This window comes from Stenotrophomonas sp. YJH_SMC_122 (genome assembly GCF_059369535.1).
The window spans coordinates 1-16459 of record NZ_JCAFST010000011.1 but is presented as its reverse complement, the minus strand read 5'-3'; the positions used below and the strand labels follow the sequence as shown (position 1 = coordinate 16459).

Below are 16459 nucleotides of genomic sequence, written 5' to 3'. Positions count from 1 at the left end.
ATGACGCCTGTCCGCCCTACCCGCCTGTCCGGCCTGGAACCGCTGGTCATCACCCCGGACCTGCTGTTCATCAATGTCGGCGAACGCACCAACGTCACCGGCAGCGCGCAGTTCCGCAAGCTGATCAAGGAGGGCCGCTACGAGGAGGCGGTGGACGTGGCCCGCCAGCAGGTGGCCAGCGGCGCGCAGATCCTCGACGTCAACATGGACGAGGGCCTGATCGATTCGGAAGCGGCGATGACGCGCTACCTCAACCTGATCATGTCCGAGCCGGACATCGCGCGCATCCCGGTGATGGTCGACTCCTCCAAGTGGAGCGTGATCGAGGCCGGCCTGAAATGCCTGCAGGGCAAGAGCGTGGTCAACTCGATCTCGCTGAAGGAAGGCGAAGCGCTGTTCCGCGAGCACGCGCGCAAGGTGCTGCGCTATGGCGCCGCGGCAGTGGTGATGGCGTTCGACGAGGCCGGGCAGGCCGACACCTGTGCGCGCAAGGTCGAGATCTGCACCCGCGCCTACCGCATCCTGGTCGACGAGATCGGCTTCCCGCCGCAGGACATCATCTTCGACCCGAACATCTTCGCCGTCGCTACGGGCATCGAAGAGCACGACAACTACGCGGTGGACTTCATCGAAGCCACCCGCATCATCAAGCAGACCCTGCCCTACTGCCATGTCTCCGGTGGCGTCTCCAACGTCTCGTTCTCGTTCCGCGGCAACGAAACGGTGCGCCAGGCCATCCACTCGGTGTTCCTCTACCACGCCATTGCCGCCGGCATGGACATGGGCATCGTCAACGCCGGCGCGATGCCGATCTACGACGAACTGGAGCCTGACCTGCGCGAGCGCGTCGAGGACGTGATCCTCAACCGCCGAAGCGATGCGACCGAGCGCCTGCTGGAGATCGCCGAGCGCTACAAGGGCAAGAAGGGCGCGGCGAAGACCGAAGACCTGGCCTGGCGCGAAAAGCCGGTGGCCCAACGCCTGGCGCATGCCCTGGTACACGGCCTGGATGCCTTCGTCGAGGAAGACACCGAACTGGCCCGGCAGGCCTCCAGTCGCCCGTTGGACGTGATCGAAGGACCGCTCATGGACGGCATGAACATCGTCGGCGACCTGTTCGGCGCCGGCAAGATGTTCCTGCCACAGGTGGTGAAATCCGCGCGCGTGATGAAGAAGGCGGTGGCCTACCTGCTGCCCTACATCGAGGCCGAGAAGTCGCGCAGCGGTGACACCGCCAGGAGCAACGGCAAGATCATCATGGCCACGGTGAAGGGCGATGTGCATGACATCGGCAAGAACATCGTCGGCGTGGTCCTGGCCTGCAACAACTTCGACGTGGTCGACCTCGGCGTGATGGTGCCGGCGCAGAAGATCCTCGATGCCGCCCGCGAGCACAACGCCGACCTGATCGGCCTGTCCGGGCTGATCACCCCGTCCCTGGAGGAGATGAGCCACGTCGCCCGCGAGATGGAGCGCCAGGGCTTCGACCTGCCGCTGCTGATCGGGGGTGCGACCACTTCGCGTGCGCACACCGCGCTGAAGATCGACCCGCACTACAAGGCGCCGACGGTGTGGGTGAAGGATGCATCGCGCGCGGTTGGCGTGGCGCAGTCGCTGATCTCGCGTGATCTGCGCGAGGCCTTCGTTGCCGCCAACGAAGCCGACTATGCCGAAATCCGCGCACGCCACCGCAACCGGGGCGACGCCAAGCGGCTGGTCACGCTGGAACATGCGCGCGGGCAGAAATTCCAGGGCGGCTGGGACAACTACACTCCACCGGCACCGAATCAGCCCGGCCTGCACGTATTCGACGACTATCCCCTGGCCGAACTGGTCGACTACATCGACTGGACGCCGTTCTTCCAGGCCTGGGAGCTGGCCGGCAAGTTCCCGGCCATCCTCACCGACGAGATCGTCGGCACCCAGGCCAGCGAGCTGTACAAGGATGCCCGTGCGATGCTCGAGCGCATCGTCGGCGAGAAATGGCTGACGGCCAAGGCCGTGTTCGGCCTGTGGCCGGCCAACAGCATCGGCGACGATGTCCGCGTGCAGCACGCACAGGGCGAAACCACCCTGCACTTCCTGCGCCAGCAGGTGGACAAGCCAGCCGAACGCCCGGATTTCTGCCTGGCCGATTTCATTGCACCGGCCGACAGCGGAAAGCAGGACTGGATCGGCGCGTTCGCGGTCACCGCAGGCATCGGCATCGACGCCCACGTCGCGCGCTTCGAGGCCGAGCATGACGACTACAACGCGATCCTGCTGAAGGCCCTCGCCGACCGCTTCGCCGAGGCGCTGGCCGAGCGCCTGCACCAGCGCGTGCGTACCGAATTCTGGGGCTACGACCGCGCCGAGACGCTGGACAACGAAGCCCTGATCGACGAGCAGTACCGCGGCATCCGTCCGGCACCGGGCTACCCCGCCTGCCCCGAGCACAGCGAGAAGCGCCGCCTGTTCGACCTGCTGCAGGCTGAGAAGAACGCTGGCATGGAACTGACCGAGAGCTTCGCGATGCTGCCCACGGCCGCTGTCTCGGGCTACTACTTCAGCCATCCGCAGAGCCAGTACTTCGTTGTCGGGCGGCTCAGCCGCGAACAGGTCACCGACTATGCCCGGCGCAAGGGCGTGGACCGCGCCCAGGCCGAACGCTGGCTGGCCTCCAATCTCGACTACGACCCCGAATGACACAAAAAAGGGGACTGAGGGGATTAAGTCGCTTATGCATTCGCGACTTAATCCCCTCCGTCCCCTTTTTGCCTCATCATTCCACGATGACCGTTCCCGTTGCCCGCCTCTCAAGTTTCTACCTGTTCTACTACGCGGCGCTCGGCGCGTTCACGCCGTACTGGAGCCTGTTCCTGACCGCGCGCGGCATGAGCGTGACCGCGATCAGCGTGATGATGGGCCTGTGGTACGCCACCCGCGTGATCGCACCCAGTACCTGGACCTCGCTGGCGGCCGCCTCACCGCGACCGATCCGCCTGCTGCGCGTCGGCTGCGTGCTGACCCTGCTCAGCTTCGCTGCCTTCCTGCTGCCACTGCCGCAGCCGTGGATGTACCCGGCGATGATCGTGTTCTGCTTCTTCTACAACGCGGTGATGCCGCAGTTCGAGTCGATCACCCTCACCCACCTGGGCAACGACAGCCATCGTTACGGATTGATCCGGGTCTGGGGCTCGCTCGGCTTCATCGCCGTGGCCACCCTGTTCGGCTGGCTGATCGAAGGCGATGACGCCGGCAACCACGCCGGATTGTTGCCGTGGATGATGCTGCCCCTGTTCGTGCTGCTGGTTGCCTCGGCCTTCAGCAACCACTACGCGCGCGACATCGGCAAAACGGCGGGTGACGCCAGCGGCTTCTGGCAGATCGTGCGCCGACCGCCGGTGCTGGCCTTCTTCCTGGCCGCCTTCATGGAACAGCTGTCGTTCGGCCCGTACTACACGTTCTTTTCGGTCTACATGGACCATCACGGTTACCGCACCTCCACCCTCGGCCTGCTGTGGACCATCGGCGTGGTCTTCGAAGTGGGCGTGTTCTTCACCATCGGCCGCTTCTTCCGCCGCTACGACGCCAGCTGGATGCTGCTGATCGCGCTGGTCAGTTCCTGCCTGCGCTGGGCCGTGACCGCGCTGTTCCCGGAGAACCTGCCGGTGATGCTGCTGGCTCAGACCGCGCACGCGCTGGGCTTTGCGGCGTTCTTCGCTGCAGCGATGCAGATGCTGGCGACCTATTTCCCCGGTCGTCTCAACGGCCACGGCCAAGGATTGCTGTACGGCTTTTCGTCCGGTGTCGGCGGTGTGCTGGGCGCGCTCATTGCCGGCCAACTGTGGAAGATCGACGACGGCCGCACCGCGTTCCTGGCCGGCAGCGGCTTCGCCCTGATGGGCGCCCTGCTCTGTTTCTTCGCGCTGAGCCTGCCGCTGATACGCGCGCGCCGCTATTCCGTCCGTCCCAAATGAAGAACGCCGGGCAATGCCCGGCGTCGTGATCGTCCATAAGGTCGGTCTACCAGACCAGGTCGTCCGGCACCTGGTACTGCGGGTCCGCGTACGGATCTTCCTCGGCCGGCGCATTCGGATCGACCTTCAGCGCCACCGAAGCAGCGAACACCGCCTCGGACTGCGCCAGCACTTCGGCGGTCACCAGCAGGTAGCGGCCATTGAGCTGGACCACCCCAAGCTCGCCGGCATTGAGCGCGGTCAGCTGTTCGGCGGTCACATAGATGCGCTTGATCTTGCCGCCATACGGGAAGTGGCGGGCGATATCGGCCGCTTCCGAGTTCAGGCTCTTGTCCTTCAGCAGTTCTTCCAGCTTGGCCTTGGCCTCGCGGCGCACACGCGCCTCTTCCTGCTTCAGGCGCTCGGTCTCGATGCGCTCTTCCTTTTCCTTCTGCGCGCGGATGGCGTAGGCCTTGGCCAGGTCCATCTCTTCGGCGCTGCGCGGCTTGCGCGGGCCCTGCTGGCCCGGGCCACGTGACTGGCCGGGCTTGCCCGGGCCGCCATGGCCATGCCCACGACGCTCGCCGGGCTTGTGCTCGCCCTTGCCAGCGCCCTGCGGCTTTCCATTGCTGTTGCCACCCTTGCCCTGCGGGCGACCGTCACGGCGGGGGCCATCATTCTTGCGCTCGGGCTTGGGCGCAGGCTTGAAGCCCAGGCCCATCAGCTGGTCGCGGAGGGTATCGCTCATAGGATTCGGATCAGTAGTGCGGCGGCGGCGGTTCGCTCGCCGGATCGGAAGAATTCAGCGCGTTGCGGACCTTGCCCAGGTCTTCCAGCAGCACGCGCAGCACGTCGGCGTTGCGCATGCCCTGCATGCGGGCATCGGCCAGCGCATCGCTCAGTTCGGCCAGCGCCTGTTCCTGGAAGGACACGCGCATTTCCAGTTCGACCAGGCGCGCTTCCAGCGCCTGCTCGCGTTCGGTTGGCAGCAGATCAGACATGCAGCGAGCGCCCCCGGCCAATGCCGTAGTACGCCAGGCCCGCCGCTTCCACATCCGCCGGCTCGTACAGGTTGCGGCCGTCGAACACCACCGCGTCCTTCAACTGCTCGCGCAGCATCTGGAAATCGGGGCTGCGGAACTGCTTCCACTCGGTCACCACGACCAGTGCATCGGCCCCCTGCAGCGCCTCGTCGGCACTGCTGCAGAACACCAGGTCATCGCGTTCGCCGAAGATGCGCTGCGACTCGTGCATCGCTTCCGGATCGTAGGCACGTACCATCGCGCCGCCTTCCCACAGCTGCGCCAGCAGGCGACGGCTGGAGGCTTCGCGCATGTCATCGGTGTTCGGCTTGAATGCCAGGCCCCACACGGCAAAGGTCTTGCCACGCACACCTTCGTCTTCACCCTTGTCGTAATGACGCTGGATGAGGGTGAACAGATGGCCCTTCTGCGCATCGTTGACCGCTTCCACGGCGTTCAGCAGCTTCGGCTCCAGCCCGGCCTGCTGCGCGGTGCGGGCCAGTGCCTGCACATCCTTGGGGAAACACGAGCCGCCATAACCGGCGCCCGGGTAGATGAAATGCCAGCCGATGCGCGGATCCGAGCCGATGCCCTGCCGGACCTGCTCTACGTCGGCACCGACACGCTCGGCGATGTTGGCGATCTCGTTCATGAACGAGATCTTGGTCGCCAGCATCGCGTTGGCGGCGTACTTGGTCAACTCGGCCGAACGCACGTCCATTTCCACCACGCGGTCGTGGTTGCGGTTGAACGGCGCGTACAGGCGCCGCATCACCGCCACCGACTCGGCGCTGGTCGCGCCGATGATGATGCGATCCGGGCGCATGCAGTCGGCGACAGCGTCGCCTTCCTTCAGGAATTCAGGGTTGGACACCACATCGAAGGCGATGTCCGCGCCACGTACCGCCAACTCTGCGGCAATGGCGGCACGCACCTTGTCGGCGGTGCCCACCGGCACCGTCGACTTGTTGACCACCACGGTCGGCACGCTCATGTGCCGGCCGATGGTGCGGGCCACAGCCAGCACGTACTGCAGATCGGCACTGCCATCCTCGTCCGGCGGCGTGCCGACGGCGATGAACACGACCTGGCCGTGGCCGATCGCGGCCGCGGCATCGGTGGTGAACACCAGCCGCGACGCGGCGTGGTTGGCCTTCACCATCGGCTCCAGGCCCGGCTCATAGATCGGGATGATGCCCTGGTTGAGGCCATCGACCTTGGCCTGGTCGATATCGACGCAGACCACCTGGTGGCCGACGTCGGCCAGGCAGGTACCGGTCACCAGCCCTACATAACCGGTACCGAAAATCGCAACGCGCATGTCCGTGCAGGCTCCGTGGTCGCTTACGGCAGGACGCCCAGCAGCTCGACGTCGAAGGTCAGAGTCGCATTCGGGCCGATCGGGCCACCCGGGGTGCCGTTCTCACCGTAAGCCAGCTCACCCGGGATCCAGAAGCGATACTTCGACCCGACCGGCATCAGCGCGACGCCTTCGGTCCAGCCCTTGATCACCTGGTCCAGGCCGAACTCGGCCGGCTGGCGGCCATAGGAGCTGTCAAACACGGTGCCGTTGAGCAGCTTGCCTTCGTAGTTCACGCGCACCTTGCTGCTCGGCAGCGGGCGCTCGCCGCTACCCGGGCGGATGATCTGGTACTGCAGGCCAGACGGGGTGGTCACCACGCCCGGCTGGGTCTTGTTCTTGGCCAGGAACGCGTTGCCTTCCTCGCGGTTGGTCTGCGCGGCAGCGGCGGCCTTGGCCTGCATTTCGGCCTGCTTGCTGCCCATGAAGGCCTGGATGGTGGCGGTCGCGTCAGCTTCCGTCATCTTCGGCTGGCCCTTGCTCAGGCCGGTGCTGATCGCGTCAAACAGCGAGGCGACATCGATGTCGTCCTTCAGCTGTGCCAGCGACGGGCCGACCGAGTACGAACCGATCATCTGCGACACTTTGACGCGATCGACCTTCGGCGGCTGCGAACCCGGCGCCATGCCCGGCACCTGCTGGCCACTGCGGGCCATCACGACCTGGCGCAACGCGGTATCGGTGGCCTTGGCCTGTTCCTGGGTGATCTGCGGCTGCAGGCCTTCGAACGAACGCTCCACGGCGGTGCGCAGCGCGGCCACATCGATCTCATCGGCGATCGGGGTGAACGACTTGGCGACATCGAGGCCGATGGCGTAGCCGAGCTTCTGCTTGGGGGAATTCAAGGTTGCGGTCTCCTTGGCGGCTGCGGGGGCAGCCGGTTGTTGCGACAGAGCGACACCCGAAGTGCCCATCGCCAGAATCAGAACCGACGCCGCGGCGCCGCGCATTCCCATCTTCATTCGCTGCATTCCTGGAAGTGTCTGGGCGCCGACGTCGGCGCGAAAAGAAACATTGTCGCACGCATGCCGTCGATGTCGAGGCATCCGTGCCGGATATCAATGCGTGGCGGCTGCGGCCAGCGCCTTGTCGATGGCGGCGGTCAGCTGCGGATCGTCCGGCGTCACCTTGCTGGCGAACTGGGCGATGACCTTGCCATCGCGGCCGACCAGGTACTTGTGGAAGTTCCAGCCCGGCGCCACGCCGGTGGCCGCGGTCAGCCTCTGGTACAGCGGCGTGGCCTGTGCACCGACGACATGCACCTTCTCGAACATCGGGAACCTGACGCCGTAGGTGAGCGTGCAGAAATCCTGGATCTGCTTCTCGTCACCGGGCTCCTGGCCCTTGAAATCGTTGGACGGGAAACCGAGCACGGCAAAGCCGCGGCCGGCATAACGCTTCTGCAGCGCCTCCAGGCCTTCGTACTGAGGGGTATAGCCGCACTTGCTTGCGGTATTGACCACCAGCAGTACCTGCCCGTGGTAGCGCTGCTGCAGGTTGACCTGCTGCTTGCTGGCCAGTGGGCGGTACTCCAGGTCCAGCAGATCGGCCGCCAGCACATGGGCGGAACCGGCCAGGCCGGCCACCAGCAGGGTCAGCAGGGATAGGCCGCGCAGGCGGCGCGGGATAACGGTCGGCAGGGGCATCGAGAGCGGTCCGCGGTAGCCATTCACAGGGCCGGCCGGTAGCGGCCGGGAATCGGCCGAACTATAGCACCGCCCCTCGCCCCCCCTTGTTGCGGCAAGCGCCAGCGGCTTTGCGCGGCGTGGCGTCTTCCCGCTGGACCCACCAGCGACGGGGCAGTGATGACATAGCATGGACAACACTGAATGGCAGGCGGAACTGGGTCAGCCCGCGCATCAATCTTATTTCCCTTGCCAATCAAATGGATAAGTGGATATTTCAGCATTTTGACCACCCCTGCCATCAGTTGGGGACGGCAGGGGGTTGCACCCAGGCGTGCCGGTGTTATAGTTGCATACAACACCAGTCACCTGAGACAGGGGGAAGCCATGAACGCCCGCATCCGTCGCAACCTCACCGCACCCGCGGCCGCTGCCGTTTCGACCCTGATCGTGCTGGCCTGGCTGGCCACCCCCAGCGCCCCCGCTTCTCCCGACGGTGCGCAGGATGCAACCGCTGCACCGGCCGGGAACGCCGATTCCTCCCCCCCTCCCCCGCGTCGGCTGCACAGCTCCCTGTCCATGCCGTATTTCTCGTTCGCCCAGCCGCTGACCCCACGGAGCTGAATATGAGCGACATCCAGTGGAGCGACGGCGCTCCCATCTACCGTCAATTGAAGGAGCGCGTGATCGCCATGATGCTCGACGGAATCCTGAAGCCGGGCGATGCCCTGCCTTCGGTGCGCCAGGTGGCCGCCGACTATCAACTCAACCCCATCACCGTTTCGCGCGCCTACCAGGAACTGGCCGATGAAGGCCTGGTCGAGAAGCGCCGCGGCCTGGGCATGTTCATGACCGAGCAGGCGGCCACGCAGCTGCGCAGCAGCGAGCGCGAGCGCTTCCTCAACGAAGAATGGCCCGCGGTGCTGGAGCGCATCCAGCGCCTGGGCCTGAGCCTTGACGAATTGCTGCCCCAGGGGAACGTCTGATGAACAGCACTGCAAGCGAACCAGTCATCACCGCGCAAGGCCTGCGCAAGGCCTACAAGACCACGGTAGCCCTCGACAACGCCAGCTTCAGCATTCCGAGCGGGCGCATCGTCGGCCTGATCGGCCCCAACGGCGCCGGCAAGACCACCGCACTGAAGGCCATCCTCGGCCTCACCTCGGTGCAAGGCGACCTGAGCGTGCTCGGCCGGGATCCGCGACTGCATCGCGACGAGCTGATGAATGACATCTGCTTCATCGCCGACGTCGCCGTGCTGCCGCGCTGGCTGAAGGTGCGCGAGGCGATCGACTTCGTCGCCGGCGTCCACCCGCGCTTCGACCGCGCCCGCTGCGAGCGCTTCCTGGCCAATACCAAGCTGCAACCGAAGCAGCGCGTGCGCGAACTGTCCAAGGGCATGATCGTGCAGCTGCACCTGGCGCTGGTGATGGCCATCGACGCCCGCATCCTGGTGCTGGACGAGCCCACTCTCGGCCTGGACATCCTCTATCGCAAGGAGTTCTACCAGCGCCTGCTGGAGGACTATTTCGACGAACAGAAGACCATCATCGTCACCACCCATCAGGTGGAAGAGATCGAGCACATCCTCAGCGACGTCATGTTCATCCGTGATGGCCGCATCGTGCTCGACGCGGACATGGACGACGTCGGCCAGCGCTACACCGAGCTGCTGGTCAATGCCGACCAGCTGGAGACCGCGCGTGCGCTGAAGCCGATCGACGAGCGCAGCCTGGCGTTCGGCAAGACCGTGATGCTGTTCGACGGCGTGCCGCGTACCCAGCTCTCTACCCTTGGCGAGACCCGCAGCCCGGGCCTGGCCGATCTGTTCGTCGCCATCATGAAGGGGACCTACGCATGAATGCCGTCAACCACCCCGTCAGCCCGATGGGCACCCTGCGCTGGCTGCTCAAGCGCGAGTACTGGGAGAACCGTGGCGGTTTCCTGTATGCACCGCTGATCGCCGGCCTGATCTCGCTGGTGATGAGCACCGTCGGCATCGCCTTCGGCCTGTTCGCCCTGCACCGGGCCGCGCGTGATGGTGGCCTGCACATCGACGGCGAAGACGTGAACATCAACGGCCTGGACCTGGCCCTGCTGACCCGCGACATCAGTGCCAAGGACCTGGCTGACCTCGGCAACGGCCTCGACCTGACCCTGGTGCTCAGCTCGGCCTGGCCGTTCCTGGTACTGGCCTTCGTGGTGTTTTTCTACTGCCTGGGTGCCCTGTACGACGACCGCCGCGACCGCAGCATCCTGTTCTGGAAGTCACTGCCGCTGTCGGATACCCAGACCGTGCTGTCCAAGGTGATCAGCGCACTGGTCGTGGCCCCACTGATCGCGGTGATTGCCGGCATCATCACCATGTTCGGCTTCATGCTGGTGATCAGCATCGTTGCGCTGATGCACGGCGGCAGCCCGATGACCCTGATCTGGGGCCCGGCCAGCCCGCTGACCCTGGCCGCCGGCCACCTTGCCTGGATCCCGGTCTACGCCCTGTGGGCCCTGCCCACCGCCGGCTGGCTGCTGCTGTGCTCGGCCTGGGCCCGCAGCAAGCCGTTCCTGTGGGCGGTGATGCTGCCGCTGTTCGCCGGCGTCATCGTCAGCACCACCAAGGTGATGCCGCTGATCGGCCTGACCACGGGCTGGTTCTGGCAGAACATCGTTGGCCGGCTGCTGCTGGGCGGCGTACCGGGCACGGACCTGGTGTATCGCCTCAGCGCCGAGGAAGGCACGCGTCGCGACCTCGAATCGGTGGTCAGCCTGATGTCGCCGGCCTCGCAGCTGAAGTCACTGGCGATGCCGGAACTGTGGATCGGTGCTGCCGTCGGCGCCGTGTTCATCGTCCTTGCCATCCGCCTGCGCAAGCGCGCCGGCGAGATCTGATTCCATCCACCCGGAGGCACCACCCATGCGTTCCCTGCTCGCCTGTTCTGCGTTGTTGCTGTTGCCGCTGTCGGCGCTGGCCGCCGATGCTCCGAACTGCAAGTTCACCGCTGCCCGCGCGCTGAAGCTGGACGTGGCCGGTGCCAAAGCGGTGGTATTCGAGGTCAACCAGCATGACCTGAAGGTGGTCGCCAGCGCCGGCGGCGGCCAGTTGGACGGCCGCGCCTGCGCGTCCAGCCAGGAATGGCTGGAGCAGCTGGTACTGGACCAGCGCAAGGTGGGCGACAAGCTGGTGGTGAGCCTGCGCCGCGACGGCCGCCAGAGCGGCATCAGCCTGGGCAACAGCTACGCCTGGCTGGACATCCGTGGCAGTGTGCCGGACAACCTGCCGCTGCAGTTCAAGGTCGGCTCCGGCGATGCCAGCGTGGACAATGCACAATCGCTGAGCGTGGACGTCGGATCTGGTGATGCCATCGTGCGTGGTACCCGCGGCAGCATCCACGCAGCGGTGGGTTCGGGCGACCTGGACATTGATGGCGGCAGTTCGCTGAACCTGCTTTCGCTGGGTTCCGGCGACGTCAAGGTGCGCAACATCGGTGGCGATGCGGTCACCGGCACTGTCGGTTCGGGTGACCTGAAGATCAGCGATGTCCGCGGCAACGCACGACTGGACACGGTCGGTTCCGGCGACATCGGGTTCAAGCGCGTGCAGGGCAACGTCGAGGTCGGTGTGGTCGGCTCGGGCGATGTTGATCTGTCCGACATCGGCGGCAATGTGCATGTACGCAGCCACGGCTCGGGGGACATCCAGGTCGATGGCGTGCGCGGCAGCCTGACCGTCGACCACAGCGGCAGCGGCGATGTCGGCCACCGCAACGTCAGCGGCACCGTCACCCTGCCCCGTAAGAAGTAACCACTACCTGACCGATCGAGGGAACTGCCATGAATCTGCTGCGCGTGCTGCCTGCCGCCCTGCTGTGCCTGCCGCTGATCGCCTGCGGCGGCACGTCCTCCACGCCTGATACCACCGTCGGCAAAAGCGTGGCCGACGCGACCAGCGGGGTCGGCCAGACGGTCAAGGAGGCCATGGACGATGCCCGCAAGGACATCACCCAGGGCAACATCAAGATCTCGGCCGACAAGCAGCCGCGTGCGGAGATCACGCCGGACGGGCGGCTGCTGATCGGCGGCAAGGAAGTGGCCGCCAACGAAACCCAGCGCCGCCAACTGCAGGAGTACCGCGGCCACGTGGTCGCCATTGCAATGGACGGCATGGATGTCGGCCTGGCCGGTGCCAAGCTCGGCGCCAGTGCTGCCGGAGAGGCCCTGAAGGGCATCTTCAGCGGCGACAGCGAGGGCATCGAGAAGCGGATCAATGCCGAGGCGGAGAAGATCGAAGCCCAGGCCAAGCGCATCTGCAACCGCATGCCGGCGATGCTGGCCAGCCAGCAGGCGCTGGCCGCATCGCTGCCCGCCTTCAAGCCCTACGCCACGATGGACCAGAGTGACGTCGACGACTGCGGCAAGGACACCGTGGTCCAGCGCTAGGCCTGTGACAGATCAGCGCACCCGGCCGGCAGCGGCGCCCCGCTGCCGGCCGTCACGTGCCGACCGGCTTACAATGTCGGCCCCGGACGCCCCCCGAACCGAATGCCATGAAGAAGTTGTTCCTGCTGCTGGCCGCCCTGCTCTGCCTGGGCCTGGTCGGCTGTGACAAGGATTACCGCAACCACCGCGCCGAGCGCGGCAAGCCCAAGATTTCCGTCAGCGAAGGCATGGTGACCGTGCGTCGCCCGCCGGCACCGAACATCATCATCCTCGGCGATGGCACGATGAAGGTGGACGAGATCCAGATCCCGCTGGACGAAGGGCAGAAGCAGATGCTGCAGACGATGTTCGGCAGGCTGCAGGTGCTGCGCCAGAACACCCTGGTCGCCGCCCCGGCCGATCCCAACATGCAACCGGTGAAGATCCAGCCGCCGGAGGGCATGGAAGTGATCCCGGCGGACCTGGTCCAGCGCATCCCCGAGTTCAAGGATTACACCGACACGTTCGGCAACATCGTCGCCGACCGTCGCTGAAGCAGAAACGCCGCCCCTGGGCGGCGTTTCCTCTTGTAGAGCCGACCCCATGCTCGGCTCAGGTCCAGGAAGCAGCCGAGCACGGGCTCGGCCCTACGACCGGCGCATCAACCGCCGCCCCCACCGCCCCCAGCGTGGATGCCACCGGCAGTCAGTGCGGTCGGATCCAGCAGGCGCCGCAATTCGGCCTCCTCCAGCCCGCTGTCTTCCAGCGCCACGTCCAGCACCGGGCGCTGTTCCTTGTAGGCACGCTTGGCAATGGCCGCGGCCTTCTCGTAGCCGATGATCGGATTCAATGCCGTGACCAGGATCGGATTGCGCGCCAGCGCTTCGGCCACACGGTCCTCGCGCACCTTCAGCCCGGCGATCGCGCTGTCGGCCAGCAGCCGCGACACATTGGCCAGCAGGCCGATGCCATCGAGCAGGTTCACCGCAATCAGCGGCAGGGTGACGTTGAGCTGGAAGTTGCCGGTCTGCCCGGCCACGGTGATTGCCGTGTGGTGGCCGATCACCTGCGCGCAGGCCATCACGGTCGCTTCCGGAATCACCGGGTTGACCTTGCCCGGCATGATCGAGCTGCCCGGCTGCAGTGCCGGCAGTTCGATCTCGCCCAGCCCGGCCAGCGGACCGGCGTTCATCCAGCGAAGATCATTGGCGATCTTGATCAGCGCCACGGCCAGTGCATTGAGCTGGCCGGACAGCTCCACCGCATCATCCTGCGCGGCCAGGCCTTCGAACTTGTTCTCGGCGCTGTCGAACTTGAAACCGGTCTGTTGCTTCAGTGCCTTGGCTACCTGCGCGCCAAAACGCGGGTCGGCGTTGATGCCGGTGCCGATGGCGGTGCCACCCAGCGGCAGGCGGCGCACGCGCTTGAGGCTGTCTTCGATGCGCTCCTGCGCCGAAGCCAGCTGTGCCGACCATGCGCCGAACTCCTGCTCGAAGGTCAGTGGCATCGCGTCCATCAGGTGGGTACGGCCGGTCTTGACCACCTTGCGCAGGCTGCGGCCCTTCTTGTCGAGGGTCTTGCGCAGGTGCACCAGCGCCGGCAGCAGCTGTTCGTGCGTGGCCAGCACCGCCGACACGCGCAATGCGGTCGGAATCACGTCGTTGGAGCTCTGCCCCTGGTTGACGTGGTCATTGGGATGCACGGTGGTCTTGCCCGCCTTGCCGGCACGGTTGGCCAGGGTGGCGATGACCTCATTGGCATTCATGTTCGACGACGTGCCCGAACCCGTCTGGTAGACATCGATCGGGAAGTGCGCGTCCCAGTTGCCGGCAGCCACTTCGGCGGCAGCGGTCTGGATGGCCTTGGCCACGGTCTTCGGCAGGTGTCCCAGCTCCGCGTTGACGCCCGCGGCCGCGCCCTTGACCAGGCCCAGCGCGCGGATGAAACCGCGCGGCATGCGCTGGCCCGACACCGGGAAGTTCTGCACGGCACGCTGGGTCTGGGCGCCCCACAGGGCGTCCGCAGGCACCTGCAGCTCGCCCATGCTGTCGTGTTCGATTCTGAAACCCTTGCTTGCAGCTTTGCTCATTGCATCAACTCCGCACTACTTCAGTTGGGGAAAGGGAAGCGGCGGCTGGCAGGGTGTCGCTTCCCGGGCTGGCGGCTGCGCCAACGATACTCCCTTGCCCGCAGCGTGGGATGACGAGGACGGGCCAGAACGTTCCGTCCGCACGGCCGTTGTGCGCGCGCAAGGTAGTGCCGGCCGCCGGCCGGCAAGCCATGGCGGAGTGGGCCGGGCGTGGTTGCCGGCCAGCGGGCGGCACTAGCTGACCGGCACGTCGTAGAATATCGGCCCCGCCGCTCGTCCCAGCCCTGCCGACATGTCCGATTCCGCCCTGCTCGCCCTGTCCCCGCTCGATGGCCGCTACGCCGGCAAGGTCGACGCGCTGCGCCCGATCTTCTCCGAATACGGCCTGATCAAGGCCCGCATCACGGTCGAGGTGGAATGGCTGCTGGCGCTGGCCGCCGAACCGGGCATCGTCGAACTGGCGCCGTTCTCCGACGCCGCCGTCGCCCGCCTGCGCGACCTGGCCGCCCGCTTCAGCCCGGCCCAGGCCGCGCGCGTGAAGGAGATCGAGCGCACCACCAACCATGACGTCAAGGCGGTGGAGTACTTCATCAAGGAACAGCTGAAGGACGACGCCGAACTGGCCCCGGCACTGGAATTCGTGCATTTCGCCTGCACCAGCGAAGACATCAACAACCTCAGCTACGGCCTGATGCTGGAACAGGCCCGCCGTGAAGTGCTGCTGCCGACCCTGGACGGCATCGCCAGCACCCTGCGCAGCCTGGCCCACGCCCAGGCCGGCCAGCCGATGCTGTCGCGCACCCACGGCCAGACCGCCTCGCCGACCACTCTGGGCAAGGAACTGGCCAACGTGGTCGCTCGCCTGGAACGCCAGCGCCGGCAGATCGCCGCGGTCGAACTGACCGGCAAGATCAACGGTGCCGTCGGCAACTACAACGCCCACGTGGCCAGCTACCCGGACATGGACTGGCCGGCCTTCGCCGAGCGCTTCGTGACCGGCCTGGGCCTGGTGTTCAACCCGTACACCACGCAGATCGAGCCGCACGACAACGTGGCCGAGATCGGCGATGCCGCACGCCGCGCCAACATCATCCTGATCGATCTGGCCCGCGACATCTGGGGCTACATCTCGCTGGGCTACTTCAAGCAGCGCCTGAAGGAAGGTGAAGTCGGCTCGTCGACGATGCCGCACAAGGTCAACCCGATCGACTTCGAGAATGCGGAAGGCAATTTCGGCATCGCCAACGCCTTGTTCGAGCACTTCAGCGCCAAGCTGCCGATCAGCCGCTGGCAGCGTGACCTGACCGATTCCACCGTGCTGCGTGCGCTGGGCACCGCGTTTGGCCACAGCCAGGTGGCGCTGGATTCGCTGGCCAAGGGCCTGGGCAAGCTGGAGGTGAACCCGCAGCGCCTGGATGCGGATCTGGACGCGGCCTGGGAAGTGCTGGCCGAGGCCGTGCAGACGGTGATGCGCCGCCATGGCCTGCCGAACCCGTACGAGCAGCTGAAGGCGCTGACCCGTGGTCAGGGCATCACGGCCGAGTCGATGCGTGCGTTCGTGCAGGAGCTGGAGCTGCCGGCGGATGCGAAGCAGCGTCTGCTGGAGATGACCCCGGGCAGCTACACCGGTCTGGCCGAGTCGCTGGCGAAGAAGATTTAAGGGGTTTCCTTTGCGGCGGCGGCCGCGGGCGCTGCCTGCGGCAGGCTACGGCAACGGCAACAGCAACAGCAACAGCAACGGCAACGGCAACGGCAACAGCAACGTCAAGAGCGGCTCTGGATTGCTGCTAGCTGGGTGGGGCGGGAGGGGCCAGCGGGACACGCCGTGAACCCATCCATGGGGGCTCGATGGCGCCATCCATGGCGCCAACTGATCTGGCCCCCTGAAAACGGACGCCATGAAGCCGTTTCAGGCGGCAGCCCGGAGCTGCCGGGCATAGTTGTTAGGCGAGTGGTAGCCCAGCGCCGAGTGTAGCCGGGCTGGATTATAGAAGCCGTGGATGTAAGCAGCG

General features: G+C 66.1%; 16 protein-coding genes. 10 read left to right on the top strand and 6 right to left on the bottom strand.

The genetic code is table 11. The annotated features are described in order from the left end of the window. The gene (gene metH, locus AC5P66_RS14790; RefSeq protein ID WP_099495587.1) at positions 1 to 2685 is read left to right on the top strand and encodes a methionine synthase; all 2685 of its coding nucleotides are present in this window, start codon (positions 1 to 3) and stop codon (positions 2683 to 2685) included. An 86-nt stretch (positions 2686 to 2771) separates the two neighbouring features. After that, a complete protein-coding gene (locus AC5P66_RS14785; RefSeq protein ID WP_099495588.1) occupies positions 2772 to 3959 on the top strand; it encodes an MFS transporter in 1188 nt (395 codons plus the stop codon). Positions 3960 to 4005: 46 nt separating this feature from the next. On the opposite strand, the gene AC5P66_RS14780 is transcribed toward AC5P66_RS14785, so the two are convergent. The 5 genes from AC5P66_RS14780 to AC5P66_RS14760 form a co-directional block, all read right to left on the bottom strand. Beyond that, entirely contained in the window at positions 4006 to 4686 is a 681-nt protein-coding gene (locus AC5P66_RS14780) for a DUF2058 domain-containing protein (protein ID WP_049412985.1), read from the bottom strand. Between the two features lie 10 nt (positions 4687 to 4696). After that, positions 4697 to 4939, bottom strand: a complete 243-nt coding sequence (locus AC5P66_RS14775; protein ID WP_005410256.1) for a SlyX family protein — start codon at positions 4937 to 4939, stop codon at positions 4697 to 4699. Next, positions 4932 to 6281 carry a UDP-glucose dehydrogenase family protein gene (locus tag AC5P66_RS14770; protein ID WP_495216468.1) on the bottom strand — a complete coding sequence of 450 codons (1350 nt, stop codon included), beginning with the start codon at positions 6279 to 6281 and terminating at the stop codon, positions 4932 to 4934. The genes AC5P66_RS14775 and AC5P66_RS14770 overlap by 8 nt, the downstream gene beginning before the upstream one ends. 23 nt (positions 6282 to 6304) lie before the next feature. Continuing rightward, positions 6305 to 7282, bottom strand: a complete 978-nt coding sequence (locus tag AC5P66_RS14765) for an FKBP-type peptidyl-prolyl cis-trans isomerase (protein WP_495216467.1) — start codon at positions 7280 to 7282, stop codon at positions 6305 to 6307. Between the two features lie 96 nt (positions 7283 to 7378). Then, positions 7379 to 7966 (bottom strand): glutathione peroxidase, encoded by a 588-nt coding sequence (locus AC5P66_RS14760; RefSeq protein WP_061480095.1) that lies wholly within the window; start codon positions 7964 to 7966, stop codon positions 7379 to 7381. Positions 7967 to 8332: 366 nt separating this feature from the next. Here AC5P66_RS14760 and AC5P66_RS14755 point away from each other — a divergent pair, with 366 nt between their 5' ends. The 7 genes from AC5P66_RS14755 (at position 8333) to AC5P66_RS14725 (ending at position 12912) form a co-directional block, all read left to right on the top strand. Continuing rightward, complete coding sequence (locus tag AC5P66_RS14755) at positions 8333 to 8569, top strand: hypothetical protein (protein WP_049412978.1); 237 nt, start codon at positions 8333 to 8335, stop codon at positions 8567 to 8569. Between the two features lie 2 nt (positions 8570 to 8571). Then, the gene (locus AC5P66_RS14750) at positions 8572 to 8931 is read left to right on the top strand and encodes a GntR family transcriptional regulator (protein WP_005417481.1); all 360 of its coding nucleotides are present in this window, start codon (positions 8572 to 8574) and stop codon (positions 8929 to 8931) included. Next, a complete protein-coding gene (locus AC5P66_RS14745) occupies positions 8931 to 9806 on the top strand; it encodes an ABC transporter ATP-binding protein (protein WP_495216466.1) in 876 nt (291 codons plus the stop codon). The genes AC5P66_RS14750 and AC5P66_RS14745 overlap by 1 nt, the downstream gene beginning before the upstream one ends. Then, a complete protein-coding gene (locus AC5P66_RS14740; RefSeq protein WP_049412974.1) occupies positions 9803 to 10831 on the top strand; it encodes an ABC-2 transporter permease in 1029 nt (342 codons plus the stop codon). The genes AC5P66_RS14745 and AC5P66_RS14740 overlap by 4 nt, the downstream gene beginning before the upstream one ends. A 25-nt stretch (positions 10832 to 10856) precedes the next feature. Next, the gene (locus tag AC5P66_RS14735) at positions 10857 to 11744 is read left to right on the top strand and encodes a GIN domain-containing protein (protein ID WP_049412972.1); all 888 of its coding nucleotides are present in this window, start codon (positions 10857 to 10859) and stop codon (positions 11742 to 11744) included. Between the two features lie 29 nt (positions 11745 to 11773). Further along, positions 11774 to 12379: a YggN family protein gene (locus AC5P66_RS14730; protein WP_049412968.1), complete on the top strand. Its 606-nt coding sequence runs from the start codon at positions 11774 to 11776 to the stop codon at positions 12377 to 12379. A 107-nt stretch (positions 12380 to 12486) separates the two neighbouring features. Further along, positions 12487 to 12912, top strand: a complete 426-nt coding sequence (locus tag AC5P66_RS14725; protein WP_032953534.1) for a hypothetical protein — start codon at positions 12487 to 12489, stop codon at positions 12910 to 12912. A gap of 107 nt (positions 12913 to 13019) precedes the next feature. On the opposite strand, the gene AC5P66_RS14720 is transcribed toward AC5P66_RS14725, so the two are convergent. Next, complete coding sequence (locus AC5P66_RS14720) at positions 13020 to 14447, bottom strand: class II fumarate hydratase (protein WP_099486663.1); 1428 nt, start codon at positions 14445 to 14447, stop codon at positions 13020 to 13022. 292 nt (positions 14448 to 14739) lie between these two features. Between AC5P66_RS14720 and purB the strand changes: the two genes are divergently transcribed. Then, positions 14740 to 16107: an adenylosuccinate lyase gene (gene purB / locus AC5P66_RS14715; RefSeq protein WP_099494543.1), complete on the top strand. Its 1368-nt coding sequence runs from the start codon at positions 14740 to 14742 to the stop codon at positions 16105 to 16107. The last annotated feature ends 352 nt before the right edge of the window (positions 16108 to 16459 follow it).

Coding starts and splice junctions, on each gene's coding strand:
- metH (WP_099495587.1), top strand. CDS start 1: ATGACGCCTGTCCGCCCTACCCGCCTGTCCGGCCTGGAACCGCTGGTC.
- AC5P66_RS14785 (WP_099495588.1), top strand. CDS start 2,772: ATGACCGTTCCCGTTGCCCGCCTCTCAAGTTTCTACCTGTTCTACTAC.
- AC5P66_RS14780 (WP_049412985.1), bottom strand. CDS start 4,686: ATGAGCGATACCCTCCGCGACCAGCTGATGGGCCTGGGCTTCAAGCCT.
- AC5P66_RS14775 (WP_005410256.1), bottom strand. CDS start 4,939: ATGTCTGATCTGCTGCCAACCGAACGCGAGCAGGCGCTGGAAGCGCGC.
- AC5P66_RS14770 (WP_495216468.1), bottom strand. CDS start 6,281: ATGCGCGTTGCGATTTTCGGTACCGGTTATGTAGGGCTGGTGACCGGT.
- AC5P66_RS14765 (WP_495216467.1), bottom strand. CDS start 7,282: ATGAAGATGGGAATGCGCGGCGCCGCGGCGTCGGTTCTGATTCTGGCG.
- AC5P66_RS14760 (WP_061480095.1), bottom strand. CDS start 7,966: ATGCCCCTGCCGACCGTTATCCCGCGCCGCCTGCGCGGCCTATCCCTG.
- AC5P66_RS14755 (WP_049412978.1), top strand. CDS start 8,333: ATGAACGCCCGCATCCGTCGCAACCTCACCGCACCCGCGGCCGCTGCC.
- AC5P66_RS14750 (WP_005417481.1), top strand. CDS start 8,572: ATGAGCGACATCCAGTGGAGCGACGGCGCTCCCATCTACCGTCAATTG.
- AC5P66_RS14745 (WP_495216466.1), top strand. CDS start 8,931: ATGAACAGCACTGCAAGCGAACCAGTCATCACCGCGCAAGGCCTGCGC.
- AC5P66_RS14740 (WP_049412974.1), top strand. CDS start 9,803: ATGAATGCCGTCAACCACCCCGTCAGCCCGATGGGCACCCTGCGCTGG.
- AC5P66_RS14735 (WP_049412972.1), top strand. CDS start 10,857: ATGCGTTCCCTGCTCGCCTGTTCTGCGTTGTTGCTGTTGCCGCTGTCG.
- AC5P66_RS14730 (WP_049412968.1), top strand. CDS start 11,774: ATGAATCTGCTGCGCGTGCTGCCTGCCGCCCTGCTGTGCCTGCCGCTG.
- AC5P66_RS14725 (WP_032953534.1), top strand. CDS start 12,487: ATGAAGAAGTTGTTCCTGCTGCTGGCCGCCCTGCTCTGCCTGGGCCTG.
- AC5P66_RS14720 (WP_099486663.1), bottom strand. CDS start 14,447: ATGAGCAAAGCTGCAAGCAAGGGTTTCAGAATCGAACACGACAGCATG.
- purB (WP_099494543.1), top strand. CDS start 14,740: ATGTCCGATTCCGCCCTGCTCGCCCTGTCCCCGCTCGATGGCCGCTAC.